The 20,829-nt window shown below is 68.4% G+C and carries 21 protein-coding genes; 12 read left to right on the top strand and 9 right to left on the bottom strand.

Features of this window, described 5'->3' with window-relative positions; genetic code table 11:
- Window positions 1-192 precede the first annotated feature (192 nt).
- From ACFFJ7_RS07165 to ACFFJ7_RS07155, 3 genes are all read left to right on the top strand, one after another.
- Window positions 193-1,026: a BglII/BstYI family type II restriction endonuclease gene (locus tag ACFFJ7_RS07165; RefSeq protein WP_377592104.1), complete on the top strand. Its 834-nt coding sequence runs from the start codon at window positions 193-195 to the stop codon at window positions 1,024-1,026.
- A complete protein-coding gene (locus ACFFJ7_RS07160) occupies window positions 1,023-1,673 on the top strand; it encodes an MT-A70 family methyltransferase (protein ID WP_377591479.1) in 651 nt (216 codons plus the stop codon). Before ACFFJ7_RS07165 ends, ACFFJ7_RS07160 begins: the two co-directional genes overlap by 4 nt.
- 185 nt (window positions 1,674-1,858) lie before the next feature.
- On the top strand, window positions 1,859-3,130 hold the full coding sequence (locus ACFFJ7_RS07155; RefSeq protein ID WP_377591476.1) for a TIGR03862 family flavoprotein: 1,272 nt from the start codon (window positions 1,859-1,861) through the stop codon (window positions 3,128-3,130).
- Here ACFFJ7_RS07155 and chpT read toward each other — a convergent pair.
- Window positions 3,108-3,758 carry a histidine phosphotransferase ChpT gene (gene chpT / locus ACFFJ7_RS07150; protein ID WP_166948370.1) on the bottom strand — a complete coding sequence of 217 codons (651 nt, stop codon included), beginning with the start codon at window positions 3,756-3,758 and terminating at the stop codon, window positions 3,108-3,110. The two genes, ACFFJ7_RS07155 and chpT, sit on opposite strands and share 23 nt — an antisense overlap.
- 237 nt (window positions 3,759-3,995) lie before the next feature.
- Between chpT and ACFFJ7_RS07145 the strand changes: the two genes are divergently transcribed.
- The 3 genes from ACFFJ7_RS07145 to ACFFJ7_RS07135 all read left to right on the top strand — a co-directional run bounded on the left by ACFFJ7_RS07145 (window position 3,996) and on the right by ACFFJ7_RS07135 (window position 6,333).
- Window positions 3,996-4,904 (top strand): 3'(2'),5'-bisphosphate nucleotidase CysQ family protein, encoded by a 909-nt coding sequence (locus ACFFJ7_RS07145; RefSeq protein WP_377591474.1) that lies wholly within the window; start codon window positions 3,996-3,998, stop codon window positions 4,902-4,904.
- A gap of 115 nt (window positions 4,905-5,019) precedes the next feature.
- Window positions 5,020-5,682 (top strand): DUF1134 domain-containing protein, encoded by a 663-nt coding sequence (locus ACFFJ7_RS07140; protein ID WP_377591472.1) that lies wholly within the window; start codon window positions 5,020-5,022, stop codon window positions 5,680-5,682.
- A 48-nt stretch (window positions 5,683-5,730) separates the two neighbouring features.
- The gene (locus tag ACFFJ7_RS07135) at window positions 5,731-6,333 is read left to right on the top strand and encodes a hypothetical protein (RefSeq protein ID WP_377591470.1); all 603 of its coding nucleotides are present in this window, start codon (window positions 5,731-5,733) and stop codon (window positions 6,331-6,333) included.
- Between the two features lie 11 nt (window positions 6,334-6,344).
- Here the strand turns inward: ACFFJ7_RS07135 and ACFFJ7_RS07130 are convergent, their stop codons facing one another.
- Window positions 6,345-6,752, bottom strand: a complete 408-nt coding sequence (locus tag ACFFJ7_RS07130) for a methylglyoxal synthase (protein ID WP_377591468.1) — start codon at window positions 6,750-6,752, stop codon at window positions 6,345-6,347.
- Window positions 6,753-7,110: 358 nt separating this feature from the next.
- On the opposite strand from ACFFJ7_RS07130, the gene ACFFJ7_RS07125 reads away from it, so the two are divergent.
- A complete protein-coding gene (locus ACFFJ7_RS07125) occupies window positions 7,111-8,157 on the top strand; it encodes a CorA family divalent cation transporter (protein WP_166948360.1) in 1,047 nt (348 codons plus the stop codon).
- Between the two features lie 23 nt (window positions 8,158-8,180).
- On the opposite strand, the gene cmk is transcribed toward ACFFJ7_RS07125, so the two are convergent.
- Window positions 8,181-8,825 carry a (d)CMP kinase gene (cmk, locus tag ACFFJ7_RS07120; protein ID WP_377591466.1) on the bottom strand — a complete coding sequence of 215 codons (645 nt, stop codon included), beginning with the start codon at window positions 8,823-8,825 and terminating at the stop codon, window positions 8,181-8,183.
- Entirely contained in the window at window positions 8,822-10,198 is a 1,377-nt protein-coding gene (aroA, locus tag ACFFJ7_RS07115) for a 3-phosphoshikimate 1-carboxyvinyltransferase (RefSeq protein ID WP_377591464.1), read from the bottom strand. Before aroA ends, cmk begins: the two co-directional genes overlap by 4 nt.
- 188 nt (window positions 10,199-10,386) lie before the next feature.
- On the opposite strand from aroA, the gene ACFFJ7_RS07110 reads away from it, so the two are divergent.
- The 4 genes from ACFFJ7_RS07110 to ACFFJ7_RS07095 are packed head-to-tail and all read left to right on the top strand — an operon-like array spanning window position 10,387 to window position 13,729.
- On the top strand, window positions 10,387-11,619 hold the full coding sequence (locus tag ACFFJ7_RS07110; RefSeq protein ID WP_166948354.1) for an argininosuccinate synthase: 1,233 nt from the start codon (window positions 10,387-10,389) through the stop codon (window positions 11,617-11,619).
- 4 nt (window positions 11,620-11,623) lie between these two features.
- Window positions 11,624-12,496, top strand: a complete 873-nt coding sequence (ygfZ, locus tag ACFFJ7_RS07105; protein ID WP_377591462.1) for a CAF17-like 4Fe-4S cluster assembly/insertion protein YgfZ — start codon at window positions 11,624-11,626, stop codon at window positions 12,494-12,496.
- Window positions 12,489-13,118 (top strand): DNA-3-methyladenine glycosylase I, encoded by a 630-nt coding sequence (locus tag ACFFJ7_RS07100; RefSeq protein ID WP_377591460.1) that lies wholly within the window; start codon window positions 12,489-12,491, stop codon window positions 13,116-13,118. Before ygfZ ends, ACFFJ7_RS07100 begins: the two co-directional genes overlap by 8 nt.
- Window positions 13,085-13,729, top strand: coding sequence for an HD domain-containing protein (locus ACFFJ7_RS07095; RefSeq protein WP_377591458.1), 645 nt, complete (start codon window positions 13,085-13,087; stop codon window positions 13,727-13,729). The genes ACFFJ7_RS07100 and ACFFJ7_RS07095 overlap by 34 nt, the downstream gene beginning before the upstream one ends.
- Here ACFFJ7_RS07095 and ACFFJ7_RS07090 read toward each other — a convergent pair.
- The 5 genes from ACFFJ7_RS07090 to ACFFJ7_RS07070 form a co-directional block, all read right to left on the bottom strand.
- On the bottom strand, window positions 13,707-14,546 hold the full coding sequence (locus ACFFJ7_RS07090; protein ID WP_377591456.1) for a TrmH family RNA methyltransferase: 840 nt from the start codon (window positions 14,544-14,546) through the stop codon (window positions 13,707-13,709). The genes ACFFJ7_RS07095 and ACFFJ7_RS07090 overlap by 23 nt on opposite strands.
- Window positions 14,546-16,357 carry an ABC-F family ATP-binding cassette domain-containing protein gene (locus ACFFJ7_RS07085; protein WP_377591454.1) on the bottom strand — a complete coding sequence of 604 codons (1,812 nt, stop codon included), beginning with the start codon at window positions 16,355-16,357 and terminating at the stop codon, window positions 14,546-14,548. The genes ACFFJ7_RS07090 and ACFFJ7_RS07085 overlap by 1 nt, the downstream gene beginning before the upstream one ends.
- Before the next feature lie 46 nt (window positions 16,358-16,403).
- Window positions 16,404-17,057 carry a DUF1254 domain-containing protein gene (locus tag ACFFJ7_RS07080; RefSeq protein WP_377591452.1) on the bottom strand — a complete coding sequence of 218 codons (654 nt, stop codon included), beginning with the start codon at window positions 17,055-17,057 and terminating at the stop codon, window positions 16,404-16,406.
- A 24-nt stretch (window positions 17,058-17,081) separates the two neighbouring features.
- The gene (locus ACFFJ7_RS07075; protein WP_377591450.1) at window positions 17,082-17,660 is read right to left on the bottom strand and encodes a DUF1214 domain-containing protein; all 579 of its coding nucleotides are present in this window, start codon (window positions 17,658-17,660) and stop codon (window positions 17,082-17,084) included.
- 111 nt (window positions 17,661-17,771) lie between these two features.
- Complete coding sequence (locus ACFFJ7_RS07070) at window positions 17,772-20,042, bottom strand: transglycosylase domain-containing protein (RefSeq protein WP_377591448.1); 2,271 nt, start codon at window positions 20,040-20,042, stop codon at window positions 17,772-17,774.
- A gap of 220 nt (window positions 20,043-20,262) precedes the next feature.
- Between ACFFJ7_RS07070 and ACFFJ7_RS07065 the strand changes: the two genes are divergently transcribed.
- Complete coding sequence (locus tag ACFFJ7_RS07065; RefSeq protein ID WP_377591446.1) at window positions 20,263-20,799, top strand: YcgN family cysteine cluster protein; 537 nt, start codon at window positions 20,263-20,265, stop codon at window positions 20,797-20,799.
- Window positions 20,800-20,829: the final 30 nt, after the last annotated feature.

Here is a 20,829-nt window from a genome sequence, read left to right as displayed (position 1 = left end):
TAGCATGAATCGCGCGGGCAACGCACAGGCGGACAGTTGGCGCGGACCGGATCAGGGCACACGGACAGGCGGCGGCGAGAGGAAACCGGAAAGCTGTGAATCATGCCCCGGGTTGCTCGGTCCGGCCAGTCGTTCCGCTTGTGTTCTCACGGTTTTCTGTTACCAGTCAGTTGACGGGAGATGAGGTTGAGCGTGGTCGACGATATTGCCGCAGACGAATTGACGGACGAAATCGCACTGGAAGACGTCGCCCTTGCGGAAGTGGCGACGGCGCCGGGCGACGCGGCGGATCCGCAGGCGTTGGTCGACGCGATGGTTCCAGCGGACATCCGCACGAAATACGAGGTCTACAGCTACCGGAACGCTGCCGTCATCCTGAATCAGAGCCACAGGGCCGAGTACGGAGAACTGCTTGAGGCGCTGCGCGGCTTCAGCATCACGACGCAGATGATCCGCACCGCCGGCGGCAACGAATCCGATATTCCCAAGCTTTTCTCTCAGGTTCTGCGGCCGCTGAACTGGCACGAGACCGTCGTGCAGGGAGACCTGCTCGTCCGCCTGCTGTGGCGCGAGCAGAGCCGCAATACGAAAGCGGGCAGGCCCGTGTTCGAGCGCCGGCAGAAGGAGATAAGACGGGCCAACTTTCTGGACGGGCACAAGATAGACTATGTCAAGGGCAGGGTTGCATTCGATCTCGAATGGAACAGCAAGGATCAGACGTTCGATCGCGACCTCTACGCATTCAGCGCCTTCGCGCAATGCGGCGTGATCGATGCTGCCGTTCTGGTCACGCGCAGCCGCAGTCTGGATACGGTGTTCCGTCAGGTGGGGCCGGCGCTGAAAAAAGATGGGAACATCGAGACGAAGCGGAACGGCGACCCGCGCCCGACGATGGAAAAATACGGCGCGAGCACAACGTGGATGGGCAAACTCCTCTATCGCCTCAATGCCGGGCGCAATGGCGGCTGTCCTGTGCTCGCCATCGGCATCACGCCTGAGTGCATCAGCGACTGGAGTGCGGAATGACAGGCTCCCCGAACCCCGTCGAGGAATTCCGGCAGCAGCTTGCCGGCCGCAAGTTTGCGACCATCCTCGCCGATCCACCGTGGCGATTCCAGAACCGGACCGGCAAGATGGCCCCGGAACACAAGCGCCTCAGTCGCTATGGCACCATGGAACTCGCCGAGATCGCGGCGTTGCCGGTCTCCGAAGCGGCTGCAAGCCCCGCGCATCTCTATCTGTGGGTGCCAAATGCTCTCCTGCCCGAGGGGCTTGCGGTCATGAAGGCGTGGGGCTTCGATTACAAGTCCAACCTCGTCTGGCACAAGGTGCGGAAGGATGGGGGCTCCGATGGCCGGGGTGTCGGGTTCTATTTTCGTAACGTGACGGAGCTGGTGCTGTTCGGCGTGCGGGGCAAGAACGCCCGGACGCAGGCTCCCGGCCGCAGGCAGGTCAATCTTTTCGCCGCGCAAAAGCGCGAGCACAGCCGCAAGCCGGACGAATTCTATGATATAGTAGAGGCATGCAGCCCGGGTCCCTATCTCGAACTCTTCGCGCGCGGCACCCGCACGGGATGGATGGCGTGGGGCAATCAGGCCGGCGAGTACGACATCACCTGGGATACCTATGCCAATCACAGCCGGCGCGGCAATGTCGTCGCGGCGGCGGAATAGGGCGCGCTTCCTTGCCCTCAGGGCCGGGATTGCGCCTCGACAGCCAGAGAAAGCGAGGCGGCGATTCGCAAGAGGCCGCTTCACTCCATGCGGCGTTGTCTTGCGCCGCATCCGTCCGGAGAACGCCTTGTCATCGCATTTCACCATAACCATGAGCCCACCGGGCCGGCGCGGGACATTCTGCCGTGTCCGCCGATAACGAGACGAGACGAACCGTCGCCGTCGTCGGCGCGGGACCGGCGGGGTTGATGGCCGCCGGGGAACTGGCGCGCGCCGGTTGCGCGGTGACGGTCTACGAGCGCATGCCTTCCCCGGCCCGCAAGTTCCTGATGGCGGGACGCGGCGGGCTGAACCTCACGCACGCGGAGCCGCTCGACAAGTTTCTGCAGCGATACGGGCCGGCGCGCGACTGGCTGGAGCCTGCTATCCGCGCGTTTCCGCCCGGGCGCCTGCGCCGGTGGAGCGCTGATCTGGGCGAACCCACCTTCGAGGGATCGAGCCGGCGCATCTTTCCGCGCTCCTACAAGGCCACGCCGCTGCTGCGCGCCTGGCTGCGACAGCTGGAGCAGGCCGGCGTCGCCTTCTCCTTCCGCCATTGCTGGCTCGGTTTCGCGAACGGCGACCTGCGCTTCGCCACGCCGGAGGGCGAGCGTGTCGTCTGCGCCGATGCCGCGCTGCTGGCGCTCGGCGGCGGATCGTGGCCGCGGCTCGGCTCTGACGGCGGCTGGGTGGAGGTGCTGCGCGGCGAGGGCATCGATGTCGCGGACCTGCGCCCCGCGAATTGCGGTTTCACCGTCGCGTGGTCGGACGTGTTTCGAGCCCGTGCCGAGGGCGAGCCGCTGAAGCGCATTGCGCTACACGCGGAAGGGCTGACCGCCAACGGCGAAGCGATGATCACCGCGACCGGCATCGAGGGCGGTGCCGTCTATGCGCTGTCGACGGTACTGCGAGAGGCCATCGCCCGCGACGGCGAAGCAACGCTCACGATCGACCTGCAAACCGGCATGAGCGAGTCGGAACTGGCGTGGCGGCTGGAGCGGGCGCGGTCCGGCCAGTCGGCAGCGACCACCCTGCGCAAGGTCGCCGGCCTGTCGCCAGCGGCGGCGCTGCTGGTGCGCGAGCCCGGCCCGCTGCCGACGACCGCGCGGGAACTCGCGGCGCTCGTCAAGGGCGTGCCTATCCGCCTCACCGGCACGCAGCCACTGGCACGGGCCATTTCGTCGGCAGGCGGCATCCACAGGGCGGAGATCGACGACAACTACATGCTGCGCAAGAGGCCCGGCGTGTTCGCGGCCGGCGAGATGCTCGACTGGGAGGCCCCCACCGGCGGCTACCTGCTGCAGGCCACCTTCGCCACCGGCCACGCGGCCGCGGCGGGCATCCTGCGCTATCTGGAAAGCGGGAGCGGCGAACCTCCGCCGCCCGCTGTGCCGCTCAGCTCAGGGGATCAGCGCTGATGGTGACGATGTCGCCGTCGATGGTGAAGCTCACGCCAAGCCCCGCCGCATTCGCCACGAGCCCGGTATAGAAGGCCTGGATGCCGTGCGCGTCCACCTCGCCCGTGGCGGAGCGCCCGGCGACGAGTTCCTGAGCGTTGACGGGAATGCGCGCCTGCGGCCCCTGCGCCGTGACGCGCAGACGGGTCTCCGCCGGCGCCGCGCCGAAATCGGCGTCGACCGTGATGCGCCCGCCGCGCGGAATGGCATTGGTCGCTACCAGGATGAGGTTGAGCAGCAGCTTAACCTTGTTTTTCGGCAGCAGCCGCCGTTCCGCGTTCCACACCAGCGACAGCTTGTCGTCGTGGATGAAGCCCTTGGCGACCTGCTCGGCGTCGCCCAGATCGATCTCCGCGCCTGCGGAACCGGCCGCGCCGAAGGCCAGGCGTGCGAACTGAAGGCGGGCGGAGGCTTGGCGCGCGCTCTTCTTGATGAGGTCGAGCGCGAACTCCTTCATGGAGGCGTCGTCCTCGTCCTCCAGCACTTCGAGGCCGTTGACGATGGCGCCCACCGGGCTGATGACGTCGTGACACACCCGGCTGCACAGCAAGGCGGCGAGGTCGAGTGCGTCGAGGGAGACAGAAGTCATGAGTGCTCCGCGGGCGAAAATCTGTTTCTATCCTGATGCGGCCTTGGCGCGCTGCGGCCGTTTTCCTGCGATCGGCGACACCTTGCGAAAAAAATCTGTTACACGGTGCTGCCGGGCTTGAAAAGCGGCTACACTGCACACTAACCAAATCAGGTTAACAGATCGTCAGGTCAAGCGGCAGCCGCATCGCGCGACCCACAGGCCGGACCGGGCGGCGACACGCCCCGAGGAACCATCATGCCGACGCCTCCAGACCCGCGCGATTTCCCCCCGGACGGCGCGGCGGGCGATCATCGCCGATGGCACGAGCCCGCCATCCGCGACCGGCTGGCGGAGCATCTGGGCGAAATCGTCCGCCTCGCCGGCGGCCTGATTCTGGAGGCGGTGGCGCGCGGCTTCGGCGTCTACCGCAAGACGGACGGGTCGAGCTACACGGACGCCGACGTCGAGGCGGAACGCTATATCCTCGACACGCTCGCCGTGCATTTTCCAAACGTATCCGTGATCGCCGAGGAACAGACGGCGGCGCGCGCCGAAGCAGGCGAGACGGCCGGCGATATAACGGCGGACAGGGCGTTCTTCCTCGTCGACCCGCTCGACGGCACGCGCGATTTCACCACCGGCGGCCTCGAATACACGGTCAACCTCGCGGCGATCGTCAACGGCATGCCCGTGGCGGGCGCGGTGTACGCGCCGGCGAGCGGCCTGCTGTGGATCGGTGGCGCGCACGCTGCCGCCACGAAGCGCACACCCTATGAGCCGCGCCCGACCGTGGCGGACTGGCGGACCATTCACACACGCAAGGCGCCGCCGGCCGGCCTGACCGCGCTCGCGAGCCGCCGCCACGGCGATGAGCACACGGAAGAATTTCTGGCCCGCCTGCCCGTATGCGAGCGCGTCTCGGCATCTTCGTCCGTCAAGTTCTGCGTCATCGCGCAGGGTGAGGCGGACGTCTACCCGCGCTTTGGCCGCACCATGGAGTGGGACACGGCGGCGGGAGACGCAGTGCTGCGCGCCGCTGGCGGCACCGTGGTCGATCCGGCCGGCGCACCGCTGACCTACGGGCGCGCGCGGGACGGCCACGTTAACGGACCGTTCATCGCCTGGGGCGATCCTGCTGCTGTCGGCGCCTTTTGCCGCCCGTGAGGAGGCGTGCGACGGCGATTGCCTCGCGACAGCCATTGTTGGCATAGATACTGCGCCAACCTTCACACGTCGGCCCAACAGTGCCGACCGGCGATGCCTCAGGAGGAACGGGTGCATGGATTCGTCACCGCGTGATACGAAACAACCGCAGCTCACACGGCGCAGAATGCTGGCTCTTTCGGCAGGCAGCGGACTGGCCGCGCTGCTGTCGGCAGGCCCGCACGGCGCCCTGGCCCAGCAACCGCCGCCGCCCGGCTTCGAGCCGGCGCCCGCCTCGGGCGACACGTTCAACGTAGAGGAAATCGTCGACTCGGGACACCGCTTCTTCGGCTCCACCTCACGTGGCCTGGCGCTCGCGGTGCAGAACGTCTTCGAGCGCTGGGGCAAGCCCAACGGCTACATCCTGGGGCAGGAGGCGGCGGGCGCCTTCTTCGGCGGCCTGCGCTACGGCGAAGGGCGCGTCTACACGCGCAACATGGGTGAGCGCGTCGTGTTCTGGCAGGGGCCTTCGCTCGGCTTCGATTTCGGCGGGGCGGGCAACAGGACGATGATCCTCATCTATCACCTGCCGAACGTCGAGATCATGTTCCAGCGCTTCGCAGGCATCGATGGCTCGGCCTATCTGGTGGCGGGCTTCGCGGTTTCCGCGCTCGCGGGCCGAGGCGAAGGGACGCGGGATGTCGTTCTGGTGCCGATCCGCACCGGCGTGGGGCTTAAACTGGGTGTCAATATCGGCTACCTGAAATTCACTCCCCAATCCACGTGGAATCCGTTCTGATCGGGCTCTCCGATCCCGAATCATTATCCGAACAGGCGAGGCGCTGACGTGTTCGAAACCGTCCTGATCTTTGCGGCCGGATTCCTGGCCGCCAGCGTCCTGGCGCTGATGATCCTGCCGGGCGTCAACGCGCGCGCGGGCCGTCTCGCCCGGCGCCGGCTGGCGGCGCAGTTCCCGATCTCGATCGATGAACTCACCGCGCAGATGGACTATGTGCGGGCCGAAGGCGCCATCGCCGTGCGAAAGGTGGAGCGTCAGCTCGAAAAGGAGCGCGCCGCCCACGCGCAGGACCGGGCCGGGTCGGGCACCGTCGAGGCCGCACTGCGCCAGCAGATGATGGCCGACGCTTCCGCCCTCGCAAGCCTCCGCCGGGAGCACGATGCATCGACGCAGGAAAACGTGCGGCTCACGGCGGAACTCGATGCGATGACCGAGGACCGCGACGCACGGCGCATCACCATCGCCGGCCTTGAGACGCGGCTCGCGAGCCTCACGGCCGGCAGCGCCGCGCAGGAAAACGCGCTGCTGCGCAAGCGCATCGCGGAGGTGGCGGAGCGGATTGCCGTGCTGACCGGAACGGAAGACGCGCCTGCCCCGCCGGTCGAGGCCGACACGCCGGACATGCCGCGGAAAAAGGCATCCGCCGGTTGAACCGCCGGCGCCTATCCCGCCGCCTCGCCGGCGGCCTTCCCGCCGCGCATCACGGCCGCGAGAACCATTTCCGCCGTGGCGCGGTTCAGCGCCATCGGCACGTCGTAGACAAGCGCGAGGCGCATCAGCGCCTTCACGTCGACATCGTGCGGCAGGGGCGAGAGCGGATCGACGAAGAAGATCAACACGTCGATCGCGTTCTCGGCGATCATCGCGCCGATCTGCTGGTCGCCGCCGTAGGGGCCGCTCTTCAGCCGTGTGATATCGAGTTCGGGACAGCGTTCCATGATTCGCAAGCCGGTCGTGCCGGTCGCGAACAGCGCGCATTGGCCCAGAAAGACGCGATGGCGCTCCGCGAAGGAGGCGAGTTCGTCCTTGCGCGCATCGTGGGCGACGAGCGCCAGCCTGATTGCAGTCATCCTTCGTTTCCCCTGAACCCTCTGTCGGGACAAACGGCCGGGCGCGCCGCTCTTTTCGGGTATACAGCACCCGCGTAGGCCCGGCATAGACCATTTCCACGTTTCGTTGAAATGCGAAAACGGCCTATGTGTTTGCTTTTTAACAACTTACGACGCAAGAACGGCGTCCGCTTTTGCTGAAATTGCTTCAGCCCCCATCGCCGAGCGGAGCAGATGGTGCGCAGCCGGGTAAAGCACGTTTATCATATCCGTCATTCGTATGTCGGCTATTGCGCCGACAACAGAACCGGACGGCTCCGGGGGAGTGTCCCGGACGATCAGACGGATTCGCCCTGACAGGCGATGCGGAAGGCAAACCATGCAGCAGACACCACTGGCCACGATCATCAGCGACACGCGCGATACCATGTGGCTGTGCCGCTTCGACGGCAACGGCCAGGCGCATTGGGACGGCATCCGGGAAGAGGATCCGCCGGCGCTGGCCCTCGACACACTCCTCTGCCCCGCCGACGAGGACGGCACGCGCGGCTTCGTCTGGATTCACGTCGATCTCGTCGATACGCGGGCGCGAAACTGGATCGGCGGGCTGCCCTTCGTGCCGGAGCCGTTGCGCCAGCGCTTCATCACCAGCACTGGCCGCCGATCCGTGGCCTGCCAGGACGGCGTGCTGAACTTCAGCCTGCCCGACAGCGCGCTGAACTTCGATACGCCGACCGACGAAATGACGTTCCTGCAATGCCTCGTGGGCGCGGATTTCATCATCACCGGGCGGCGGCGGAAAGTCGCGGCCGTCGCGGAGGTCGTCGCCGCGACAGACAAAGGCCAGCACTTCGCCACGCCGGTCATCCTCCTCGGCGCGCTCGTCGGCCAGATCACGCAGCGGCTGGAGGCGGCGAGCGCCGCCGCCTCCGACGAGCTGGACGACATCGAGGACCACGTGCTGAGCGAGCGGATGAAGGCCAATACCACCCAGTTGCTCGGCCCCCTGCGCCGCGCCATGGCGCGCGTCCATCGCCAGACGCTGATCCTGCGGCAGACGGTTTTCCAGGTCGAGTGCGCGGAAACGGCGATGCCGCCCGACGACCGGCGCAGGGCGCTGCATGTCTATGTGGAACGGCTCGACGTCCTCGATCATGACACGGTCTCGGAACAGGGCCGCGCCAAGATACTCCAGGATGAAATCTCGACCCGCATCGCCAACGAATCGAACCGCAGCCTCTATATCGTCACCATGATGACGACCTTCTTCATGCCGCCCGCGCTGATCGCCGGCATCTTCGGCATGAACGTCGCCAACCTGCCGCTGACGGAAACGCGCGGCGGCTTCTGGTGGAGCGTACTGCTCCTGCTGCTCAGCATCGCCGGCACCTATTACATCCTGCGACGGTTCGTCGGGAGCCGGTGAGAGTGGCGCGCCTCCGGATCGTTTCACTGAAACGATGAAATGATCCGGTGCCTCTTGCCCGCGATGATGGCGAGCGCCGACGCCACAACGCCCGCCACATCGAGCGCCGACGTATCGATCACCACAGCATCGTCCGCCTTTACGAGCGGAGCGGCGTCACGCTGCGAATCGCGGGCATCGCGTTGGCGGATGTCCAGGAGGATCGCGGCTTCGTCGACGGGCTCGCCGCGTCCCGCGAGTTCCAGCGCCCGCCGCCGCGCCCGCACCTCGGGGGTCGCGGTCACGAACAGCTTGATGTCCGCCCCCGGGCAGATCACCGTGCCAATGTCGCGCCCGTCGAGCACCGCGCCGCCCGGCTGCTCGGCGAAGGCGCGCTGCAGGGCGAGCAGCGCCGCGCGCACGGGCGGATGCGCGGCGACGACGGATGCCGCCTCACCCATCTCACGGCCGCGCAAGCGCTCGTCATCGATCAGGCCCGGCTCGAAACTCAGGGCGAACCCCGCCGCGGCGTCGACGTCCTCAAGACGCGCGCCTTCGTCCAGCATCTGCCGCGCGACGCCGCGATAGAGCATGCCGGTGTCGAGATGCGGCAGGCCGAAATGCGCGGCGAGCCTTTTCGCGAGCGTCCCCTTGCCCGAGGCGGCCGGACCATCGATGGCGATGATCATGCGCCGGCTCCTCCACCCTGCAGTCCGGCGTCGATGTCGCCGCCGAGTTCGCGCATCAGCGGCACGAAGGTCGGGAAGCTGGTGGCGATCATGGTGCCGTCGTCGACGCGCATGCCCGCGCGCGCGGCGAGCCCCAGCACCAGGAACGCCATGGCGATGCGATGATCGAGATGCGTCGCCGCCGTGCCGCCGCCACGCACCTCGCCGTTGCCGCCGGTGACGATAAGATCGTCGCCCTCGATGCGCACGCCGACGCCCGCCGCCGCCAGCCCGTCCGCGACGGCTTGCAGGCGGTCCGATTCCTTCACGCGCAGCTCGTGCAGGCCGCGCATGCGCGTCTCGCCCGAAGCGAAGGCGGCCGCCACGGCCAGCACCGGATATTCGTCGATCATGGAAGGCGCGCGCTCGGCCGGCACATCGACGCCCCGCAGGGTGCCCGCGCGCACGCGCAGGTCCGCGACGGTCTCGCCACCTTCCTCTCGCGCGTTCAGCTCCTCGATATCCGCCCCCATCTCGCGCAGGGTGGCGAACAGGCCGGTGCGCAGCGGGTTGACCATCACGTTGTCGAGCACAATGTCGGAGCCCGGCACGATGAGCGCCGCAACCAGCGGGAAGGCAGCGGAGGATGGATCGGCAGGCACGGCGATGGGCGCCGCGCGCAGTTCCGGCTGGCCGGTGAGCGTGATGCGCCTGCCGTGTTCGCCGTGCGGCTCCACGACGACCTCCGCGCCGAAGTGGCGCAACAGGCGCTCCGTGTGATCGCGCGAGGCTTCCTGCTCGATCACCGTGGTCTTGCCGGGCGCGTTGAGCCCCGCGAGCAGCACGGCCGACTTGATCTGGGCGGAGGGCACCGGCGTTTCATAGACGATCGGCGCCGTCTCGCGCGGGCCGCGAATCGTCAACGGCAGCCGCCCGCCCTCGGCCTCCGACACGACCTCGGCCCCCATGCGCACCAGCGGATCGACGATGCGCCGCATCGGCCGCTTGCGCAACGAGGCGTCTCCGTCGAAGGTCGCGGTGATCGGATGGCTGGCGGCGACGCCCATGGTGAGCCGAGAACCCGTGCCCGCATTGCCGAAGTCGAGCACACCCGCAGGCTGCTGCAGGCCGCCGATGCCGACGCCCACGACCCGCCATTCGCCCTCGCCCAGCCGCTCCGCGACACCGCCGAGCGCGCGCACAGCATCCGCCGTGCGCAGCACGTCCTCGCCTTCGAGCAGGCCGGTCACGCGGGTCTCGCCGATGGCGAGCAGGCCGAACAGCAGCGCCCGGTGCGAGATCGACTTGTCGCCGGGAATGCGCGCGCGGCCCGCGAGCGGGCCGAAGGGACGGGCGGCGAGAGGCACGGGGGCGGCATGCGGTGCGGCGGACATGAGCGGCTTTCCTTCCGGCGGACTGGTTCTCGCAGCCTCCTAGCAGAGACCGCCGCAAAGGTCATCTTTGAAGTGGAGGGTTGCGCGCGGCGCCGGTGTTACTATAGTCGCCGGATCGCAATGAGGGCCGGAATCCGGCAACGACAATAAAACCCCCGGCGAGGGTCGCCCGCCGCATGGACCAGACAATGACAGACAAGCGTGTGAAGAAAGTTGTGCTCGCCTATTCGGGCGGCCTCGATACCTCCATCATCCTCAAGTGGCTGCAGACCAACTATCAGGCGGAAGTGGTGACCTTCACCGCCGATCTCGGCCAGGGCGAGGAGCTTGAGCCCGCCCGCCAGAAGGCGCTGTTGCTCGGCATCAAGCCCGAGAACATCTTCATCGAGGATCTGCGCGAGGAATTCGTGCGCGACTATGTCTTCCCGATGTTCCGCGCGAATGCCCAGTACGAGGGGCTCTATCTGCTCGGCACCTCCATCGCCCGTCCGCTGATCGCGAAGAAGCAGATCGAGATCGCCGAGAAGACCGGCGCCGACGCCGTCTCCCACGGCGCCACCGGCAAGGGCAACGACCAGGTGCGCTTCGAACTCGGCTACTATGCGCTGAAGCCGGACGTCACCGTGATCGCACCCTGGCGCGAGTGGGACCTCACCTCGCGCACGAAGCTCGTCGAATTCGCCGAGCAGAACCAGATTCCGATCGCCAAGGACAAGCGCGGCGACGCGCCCTTCTCCGTGGACGCCAACCTGCTGCACACCTCCTCCGAGGGGAAGGTGCTGGAGGACCCGGCCGAGGAAGTGCCGGAATACGTGTTCTCGCGCACCGTCTCGCCCGAGGCCGCGCCCGATCACCCGACCTACATCACCGTCGATTTCGAGAAGGGCGACGCCGTCGCCATCGACGGCGAGAAGCTGTCGCCGGCAAGCCTGCTGACGAAGCTCAACGAACTGGGCCGCATCAACGGCGTCGGCCGCCTCGACCTCGTCGAGAACCGCTTCGTCGGCATGAAGTCGCGCGGCATGTACGAGACGCCCGGCGGCACCATCCTGTGGTACGCCCACCGCGCCATCGAGCAGATCACGCTCGACCGCGGTGCCGCGCACCTCAAGGACGAGCTGATGCCGAAGTATGCCGAGCTTATCTACAACGGCTTCTGGTTCTCGCCGGAGCGCGAACTGCTGCAGAAGCTCATCGATGCCAGCCAGGAATTCGTCACCGGCCGGGTGCGGCTAAAGCTCTACAAGGGCGGCGTGCATATCGTGGGCCGCGAGAGCCCGTTCTCTCTCTACGATCAGGACCTCGTCACCTTCGAGGACGGCGCTGTCGCGTACGACCACCGCGATGCGCAGGGCTTCATCCGCCTCAACGCGCTGCGTCTGCGCACGCTGGCGCAGCGCCGGCGCAAACTCGGACTCTGATCCCATGCCGAAGACTTTCCTTGCGGACAGGGGCGTGGTGAAGGTGGTCGGCGAGGAAGCCCGCCATTTTCTCCAGAACCTCGTCACCAGCCACGTCGAGAACCTGGCGCCCGGCGAGGCGCGCTGGTTCGGGCTGCTGACGCCGCAGGGCAAGATCCTGTTCGACGGCCTCGCCGTCGCCATGCCGGAAGAGCGCGGCGGCTTCCTGCTCGACGTCGCGCGCGATCAGGCCGAGACGCTGGCCAGACGGCTGAATTTCTACAAGTTGCGTGCGAAGGTCATCGTCGAGGATCTGTCGGAGACATTGGGCGTCGGCGTTGTCTGGGGCGACGACGCGCCGCCGGCGGGGCTCGGCATCGCCTTCACCGACCCGCGGCTGGCGGAACTCGGCACGCGGATCGTCGCGGAGCGCGAGCGCGTCGCGGCGCTGGGCGATGACGCGGCGGCGTGGCACGCGCACCGCGTGCGGCTCGGCGTGCCGGAGGGCGGAAAGGACTTCCCGTGGGGCGATGCCTTTCCGCACGAGGTGCTGATGGACCAGTTGCAGGGCGTCGCCTTCGACAAGGGCTGCTACGTGGGGCAGGAGGTCGTCTCGCGCATGCACCACCGCAAGACGGCGCGCACGCGCATCGTGCCCGTCACGTTCGATGGCGCCGGCCCCGCCGAAGGGGCTGACGTGCTGACGGGCGGCAAGGTTTCCGGCCGCGTCGGCACGGCCATCCCGGGCAGGGCGCTGGCGAGCCTGCGCCTCGACAGGGCGGCGGAGGCCATCGCCGCCGGCGAGCCGGTGACGGCGGACGGCGTCGCGCTGACCCTCGACAAGCCCGCCTTCATCCGCTTCCCCTTCCCCGGCGAGGAAGAGCCCCCGCATGACTGACCTGCCCGCCAGCGATTTCGTGAAGCTGCACCCGGACGGCAGGAGCCGCTGCCTCTGGCCGGGCCAGGACCCGCTCTACGTCGCCTATCACGACGAGGAATGGGGCGTGCCGGAATACGACGACCGGGCGCTGTTCGAAAAGCTCATTCTGGACGGCTTTCAGGCGGGCCTGTCGTGGATCACCATCCTGCGCAAGCGTGACAACTTTCGCGCCGCCTTCGCCGATTTCGATCCCGGAACGATCGCGCGCTTCGACGCCGCGAAGGTCGAGGCGCTGATGCAGGACGCCGGCATCGTGCGCAACCGCGCCAAGATCAACGGCACAGTCGAGAGCGCGCGCGTCTGGCTGGCGATCCAGGAGCGCGGTTCCTTCAGCGATTTCCTGTGGGATTTCGTCGACGGCCGCCCGCGCATCAATCATTTCCGCAATCGCGCGGACGTGCCGGCGGAGACGGAACAGTCGCAGAAGATGGCGAAGGCGCTGAAGCAGGCCGGTTTCAAATTCTGCGGCCCGACCATCACCTATGCCTTCATGCAGGCGGTCGGCATGGTGAACGACCACATGGTCGATTGCTGCCGCCATGCCGAATGCGCCGCTCTCGCCCTTCCGCCTCGCCGCTGACCATGGCCGCCCGCCCCTCCAGGACGCCGCGCGTATGGCAGCGGATGCTGTCCGGCCGCCGGCTCGACCTGATCGATCCCTCCCCGCTCGACGTCGAGATCGAGGATATCGCCCACGGCCTTGCCCGCGTCGCGCGCTGGAACGGGCAGACAAAGGGCGCGCATATCTTCTCCGTCGCCCAGCACACGCTGCTGGTGGAACTGTTCGCCGATGCCGCCGCCGACCCGGCGCTGACCCGTGAGGCGCGGCTGGCCGTGCTGTTGCACGACGGCGCGGAATACGTGGTCGGTGACATCATCTCGCCCTTCAAGGCCGTGCTCGGTGACAGCTACCGCGACGTCGAGAAGCGGCTGCTCGCAGCCATCCACATCCGCTTCGGCCTGCCGCCGCAGCCGTCGCCGGCGCTGGCGGGGGCCATCAAGCGCGCGGACCGGGCAGCCGCCTTCTACGAGGCGACGCGGCTGGCCGGCTTCGATCTCGATGAGGCGCGCGGCTTCTTCGGCAAGGTCGTGCCGCTGCCACGGGGCGGCGAGGATTTCCTGCAGCCGTGGGACGCGGAAACCGCCAAGGCGCGCTTCCTCGCTCACTTCAACGCGGCGCTGAACGGCTGACCGGGTGGTGCAGGGCCAAGTGATGGAGGGCGATGCCGCTCGTGGTCGCGACATTGAGCGAATCGAACGCACCGTGCATCGGGATCGAGACCGTGCGGCAGCGTGCCAGCACGTCGTCGGGCAGACCGGGCCCCTCGGTGCCGAGCAGCAGCGCGGCGCGCGCCGGCGGCGTGAGCGCCGACAGTTCTTCCCTCCCACGCGGGCTGAAGGCCAGCACAGCGAACCCGGCGCCTTCCAGAACATCGACCAGCGCGTGGGCGGAGGCGGCGCGGAAGAACGGCACGCAGAGCGCCCCGCCCACCGACACGCGGATCGCCTTGCGATAAAGCGGGTCGCAACTCGTCCCGTCGAGCAGAACCGCATCTGCGCCGAAGGCGGCCGCGTTGCGGAAGATGCCGCCGACGTTGTCGTGGTTCGCAAGCCCCACGAGCCCGACCGCGAGCGCCCGCTCCGGCAGGCGGGAGAGAAACGCCCCTGCTTCCCCGGGCTCGCCACGCCGCCCCACCGCGAGAATGCCCCGATGGATGGGGAAGCCGGCAACGGCGTCCATCACCTCCCGGCTCGCCGTGTAGAGCGGCACGCCGTCCGGCAGGCGCGCCAGCAGACCGGCGAGCAGCGGCAGGCGCTTGTCCAGGATGAACAGCGATTCGATGGCGTGCAGCCTCTGGCGCAGCAACACGGCGAGAACCGTTTCGCCCTCCGCGACGAAGCGCCGGCCACGGCCAACGAGATCGCGCTCGCGGATGTCCGTGTAAGCGGCGATGCGGGGATCGTCCGGCCGGTCGATGCGGATGGCGGCGGGAACGGCCTCCGGCATCAGCCTTCCAGTTCCTCGCGCAGCAGTTCGAGCCGCAGCCATTCCTCCTCGCAATTGGCGCGCTCCTGCTCGGCGCGGGCCAGCAGCGTGTTGGCCTTCTCGAACTTGGCGGGCTCGCGGGTGTAGAGTTCGGGATCGGCGAGCAGCGCCTGCAATTTGGCGATATCTCGCTCCAGCGCCGCGATGCGCTCGGGCAGTGTGTCGAGCGCGTGCTTTTCCTTGAAGGTGAGCTTGCGCTTCCTCTCCGCCTCGGGCGCCACGGGTGCCGGGGCCTTCGACTTTTCGGCCGCGGGCCTGCTGTCGGCCTTGCGCGCCGTCACCCCCTCGCCGCGCTGGGCGAGCATGTCGGTGTAGCCGCCCGCGTAAACCTGCCAGCGCCCGTTGCCCTCGGCCACCACCACGGCGTTGACGGTGCGGTCGAGGAAATCGCGGTCGTGGCTGACGAGGATGACCGTGCCGGGATAGTCGGCGATCATCTCCTCCAGCAGGTCGAGGGTTTCGAGGTCGAGGTCGTTGGTGGGCTCGTCGAGCACCAGGAAGTTCGATGGCAGCGCCAGCGCGCGCGCCAGCGTGAGCCGCCCCCGCTCGCCGCCGGACAGCACGGAAACAGGCGTGTTGAGCTGGTCCGGCGAGAACAGGAAGTCCTTCATGTAGCTGGCGACGTGCTTCACCACGCCGCCCACCGTCACCGTGTCGGTGCCGCCGCCGGTGAGCGCGTCCTTCAGGGTCGTCTCGGGCGCAAGGGTGGCGCGGCGCTGGTCGAGGAAGGCCATCTGCAGGTTCGCGCCGAGCTTGACGGAGCCGCTGTCGGGCGCGAGGTCGCCTGTGAGCATGTTGAGCAGCGTCGTCTTGCCCGCACCGTTCGGCCCCACGATGCCGATACGGTCGTGGCGCAGGATGCGGATGGAGAAATCATCCACGATCACACGGTCGCCAAAGCGCTTGCCGATGTTCTTCGCCTCGACGACGAGCTTGCCGGACGTCTCGCCCTCCGTCACCGTCATGGTGACGGAGCCTGCCGCGCGGCGGTGCTCGCGGAAGGCCTTGCGCATGTCCTGCAGCTCGCGCACGCGGCGCATGTTGCGCTTGCGCCGGGCGGTGACGCCGTAGCGCATCCAGTCCGCCTCGGCGGCGATGCGGCGGGCCAGCTTGTGGTGCTCGACCTCTTCCTGCTCCAGCACGGCGTCGCGCCACTCCTCGAAAGCGGCGAAGCCCCTGTCGAGGCGGCGCGCGACGCCCCGGTCGAGCCAGACGGTGGCGCGCGAGAGGTTTTCGAGGAAGCGCCGGTCGTGGCTGATCAGCACCAGCGCCGACTTCATGGCGCGGATCTCGCTTTCCAGCCATTCGATGGCCGGCAGGTCGAGGTGGTTGGTCGGCTCGTCAAGCAGCAGGATGTCGGGTTCGGGCGCCAGCGCCCGCGCCAGCGCCGCCCGCCGCGCCTCGCCGCCGGAGAGGTTCGACGGCTCCTCCGCACCCGTGAGGCCGAGCTGTTCCAGCAGATAGGCGGCGCGATAGGTGTCGTCGCCCGGCGCGAGTCCGGCCTCGACATAGGCAAGCGTGCTCCCGAAGCCGGACAGGTCCGGCTCCTGCGGCAGGTAGCGCACGGTGGAGCCCGGCTGCACGAAGCGCGTGCCGGAGTCGGCCTGCACGAACCCGGCCGCGATCTTGAGCAGCGTGGATTTGCCGGAGCCGTTGCGGCCGACGAGGCACAGGCGTTCGCCTTCCGACACGGAGAGTTCCGCGCCTTCGAGCAAGGGCGTGCCGCCGAACGTGAGGCGAATATCCTGAAGGAGAAGCAGAGGTGGAGCCATGCGCCTCCATACCCCGGATCGCGGCGGTTTGCCAGAGGCGCGCGCGTCAGGGCGCCGCTTCCTCGCAGCGAAGCGACGCAGCCGTCTCGCGCGCCTTTTCCCGCAGGCTCGGCAGCGGCGCCAGCACGCGATAGACGGCGAGGCCGGTTGTGGTCGCGATGCCCCGGTTCACCGGCGCGACGAAACGCACCTCGGCGCCGGCCTCGCCCGGGTCGTCGGCGGCCTGATCGGGCGTGAGCACCAGCAGTACCAGCTCGCCGTCCTGCGCGATTTCGTCCGTCACCGCATAAAGCACGCCGCCGCCCTGCCCGTGCAGCGAAAGGCCGGCGAATCCGTCGCCGGCGCGGGCGCTGATCCGCTGCGGGCCGCGCGTCAGGTCGAAACGGCAATAGGTGGTGACGAAAGCGGGGTCGGGCCACGGCGGCACGAAGCCGCCAGCGCCTATTTCCCCCGTCTGCGCGGATGGCGCATCCGGCGCCAACTCGCGCGACAGACGGCTGACGGCATCGCTCGATCCCACCAGCGGGATGGCGAACACAGTCACGATGTGAACGAGCCCGCCAAGCGCGAGACCGAGCGCCAGCGCATAAAGCATCGTGCTCGTCAGCCACGCCACCGCCCGCCGCAAGCGCCCGCCGCGCGCCGACCGGCGCGCCGGGCCGCCCGGGATATTGGGCTTGAGGACTCTGGTGCTCTTCATGCGCGCGCTTTCATCGTCACGATCTCACGGGCAGGCCAGCCTGTCGATGGCGGGCAGCGCCGCCGCCTCCACGGCGCCAGTGATCGCGGCAAGCGGTGCGCTGTAGAGGCGCAGCATGAGGGAAAAGCGCTGCGTCTGCGGCAGCATCAGCCAGTTGCCCGGCTCGACCGCGCGTGAGAGCAGGATTTCCGCCGTGCCGTCCGGGCGGCGCAGCAACTCGTAGGAGGTGAAGCCGTTGCGGCCGGTGTCGTTGGCCGGCAAACGGCCGTCGGCATCGTAGACCGTCAGCGTCCACGCCCGCGAGGGCGGCAGGGCGCCGCGCATGGCATAGGTGCAGGCGCCGTCGAGCGCCCGCCCTTCGCTATCATGAGTCGCGGAGAGGGCAAGCCCCTCGCCCGCGCCGAGCGGCAGCGCCCCTGTGCGCGCCACGATCGCCCGCGCATAGGGATCGATGGCCGGCGAGCCGACGTCCGGCCACGCCGTCCACGGCCCCACCTGCACCCCGCCGAACGGCGGCTCGCCGCGCGTCAGATACCAGGCCGAGCCGAGACCGGTCGCGGCGGCGATGAAAAGGGCGGTGAGGATGGCGAGAATGACGCGCACGGAATCAACGCAAGCCCAAGGAGCGCGCGCCGCCACGGAATCGCCCGGCCGCTGCGCGTGTCAGGCCGTCCCGCCCCGTGGCGCCCCTTGTGGCGCCTCTCATGGCAGCCGTCATGGCGCCGCCTCGCCCGCCGGTGCCGGCACCGCGACGTTGCGCGCCGCGAGGTGAAGCGCCTCGGGCGCCTCCGCGGCCGCTGCCGTTCCCGCCCCCGCGCGCGGAATCGCTGCATCGCCCTGCGCGGCCGCCTTCGCCGTGCCGCCGGGCAGGGTCGCGGATGCCTCGTGGAAGAGCGTGTTCATGCCCTGCAGCAGCTCATAGGACTGCCGGGAAAGGTTGATCGGCGCGCCGGCTTCGTCTTCCGCCGCCTCCGCCGCGCTCGCGGTCGCGGCCGCCGGGACCATGTCGACACCGGGAATCGGTCGCAGCGTCAGCCCGCGATGGGCGCGCACCATCATCATCTGCCAGATCTGCGCCGGCAGCGTGCCCCCGGTCATGCGGTTCGCGGGCTTGTAGTCGTCGTTGCCGAGCCAGACACTTGCCACCAGATTGCCGGTGAAGCCCACGAACCAGCCGTCGCGGTAGGCGTTCGTCGTCCCGGTCTTGCCCGCGACGGGAACGCCCTCGATGCGCGCACGCCGGCCCGTGCCGGCTTCCACCACCTTGTTCATCATGAAGTTCATACCGGCCGCGACCTCCGGCGTCAGCACGCGCGCGGGCTCACCCGCGTCGCGGTCGTGCCGCCAGATCACGTCGCCGTGGCCGTTGCGGATTTCCACCGCCGCATAGGGCTTCGCGCGCAGGCCGCCGTTGGCGAACACGGCGAAGCCCGCCGCCATGTCGAGCACCCGCACTCCTTCCGCGCCGATGGGCAGCGGCGCGGTGTTGCGCAGCTCCGTGGTGATGCCCATGGCGTGGCTCATCTCGATCACGCGCGCAAGGCCGTTGCGGGCGTTGCCCTTGCCCATCATCAGGGTGAGCCGCACGGGCGTCGTGTTGATGGAGCGCTGCAGCGCGGCCGTCAGCGTCATGCGGCCGGCATAGCCGCGGCTGTAGTTGTTGGGGCACCAGTTGCCGATGCAGGTCGGGCCGTCGACGATGGTGCTGTCCGGCGTGACGAGGCCGTCCATCATCGCGCCCGCGTAGACGAAGGGCTTGAAGGAGGAGCCCGGCTGGCGCAGCGCATGCGTGGCGCGGTTGAACTGGCTTTCGCCATAGTCGCGCCCGCCCACCATGGCGCGCGCCGCGCCATCGGGATCGAGCACCGCGATAGCCCCCTGCTTCACGCCCCAGCGCTTGCCGTCCTGGCGCAGGCCCTCCTCCAGCGAGGTCTCCGCGAGATGCTGGACGGACATGTCAAGCGGCGTCTTGACGATGAGCACCCGTTCGCCCCGCAGCGCGCCTTCCTGCGCCATGGCGCGGATTTCGTCGAAAGCCCAGTCGAGATAATAGTCGGGGCTCGCGTCCCGCTCTCGGTCCACCGGCGTCGCCGGGTTGCGCCGCGCGATTTCGGCCTGCCCGTCGCTGATGAAGCCGGCGTTGACCATGGCGCCGAGCACGTCCGAAGCGCGGGCGCGGGCGGTCGGCAGGTTGACGTGGGGCGCGTACTTCGACGGCGCCTTGAACAGGCCCGCCAGCATCGCCGCCTCCGGCAGCGTCACGTCGCGCACCGACTTGCCGAAATAGAACTCCGCCGCCGCCGCCGCGCCGAACGTGCCGCCGCCCATATAGGCGCGGTCGAGGTAGAGCTTCAGGATGTCGTTCTTCGACAGGCGCGACTCCAGCCAGAGCGACAGGAATGCCTCGTTGACCTTACGCTCGATCGAGCGCTCGTTACTCAGGAACAGGTTCTTCGCAAGCTGCTGGGTGATGGACGAGCCGCCCTGCACCACGCCATCCGCCTGCGCGTTCGCAGTCAACGCACGCATCGTGCCGATGACGTCGATGCCGAAGTGCTGGTAGAAGCGCCTGTCCTCCGTGGCGAGCACGGCCTTGATCAGCACATCGGGAAATTCGTCGAGCGCCAGCGAATCGTCGTGCAGAATGCCGCGCCGCCCGACCTCGTTGCCGTAACGGTCGAGAAAGGTGACAGCGAACTCGGGCTTTTTCAGCCAGTCGTCGCTCGTTTCCTGAAAGGCGGACTGGGCGAAGGCCAGCAGCAGCATGCCGCCGGCCACCGACAGCGTCGCCGCCTCGCTGGCGCACTCCACCAGCACGCGCCGCACGCCGGTAACGGCGAGCCTGTCCATGCGCGCGGAGATCTTCTGCCAGATTTCCCCGAACCCCGAACCGGCGCTGTAGAGGGAGGCGTCCAGCCACGAGTCAACAGCAAGCGCGGCGCGCTTCAGACGCTTGGAAAGGGATGGCCTGCCGAACCTGAACACCGCGATCGCTCCCCGGGGCGAGGCTGATGACTGCTCCTTTGGTAGTTCACATTTGGTCGCATCGCAATCGCATGCCGCCCATCAAAGATCGACATCCTTAACCGGGGTGTGCTTTGGCAAACATTGTTGTATGGAACTCACATCGCCGTCCCGATCCGCCGCCGGGCGCCCCGCGCCACGGCCGTCGCGACCGCCACGCCCTGTTCCCGGAGAAACCACGTTGAGCAGTTCCGACCTGCCTTTCTGGAAGACAAAGAAGCTCCACGAGATGTCGCCGGAGGAATGGGAACTGCTGTGCGACGGCTGCGGCCGCTGCTGTCTCGTCAAGCTGGAGGACGAGGACACCGGACGGGTCTACGCCACCGATGTTTCCTGCAAGCTGCTCGACGCCGGCACCTGCCGCTGCAGCGACTATGCCAACCGGCGCCGGAAGGTGCCGGACTGCATCCGCCTCACCCCGCAGGAGGTGGCGCGCATCACCTGGCTGCCGCCGACGTGCGGCTATCGCCTCATCCGCGAGGGTGCGGACCTGCCTTGGTGGCATCCGCTGGTGTCGGGCGATCCGGAAACGGTGCACAGCGCTGGCATCTCGGCGCGGGGGCGCATTTCCGCGACGGAGGAGGAAATCGCCGTCGACGACCTGCCGGCGCGCATCGTCGACTGGCCGATGGAGGATCCGGCGCCCAGTCCTTCTTCTCCCTCCGTCCGGCAGGCCGTCCGCAGGCGTCGCGCAGCGGCGCGGCACACGGACATGTGATCCCGCCGGCGCGCTCTCCGCTTCGGAAAA

Origin of the sequence: Pseudochelatococcus lubricantis (assembly GCF_042432495.1) — a bacterium.
Lineage (GTDB): Bacteria > Pseudomonadota > Alphaproteobacteria > Rhizobiales > Beijerinckiaceae > Pseudochelatococcus > Pseudochelatococcus lubricantis.
This window is presented reverse-complemented; position numbering and strand designations above follow the sequence as displayed.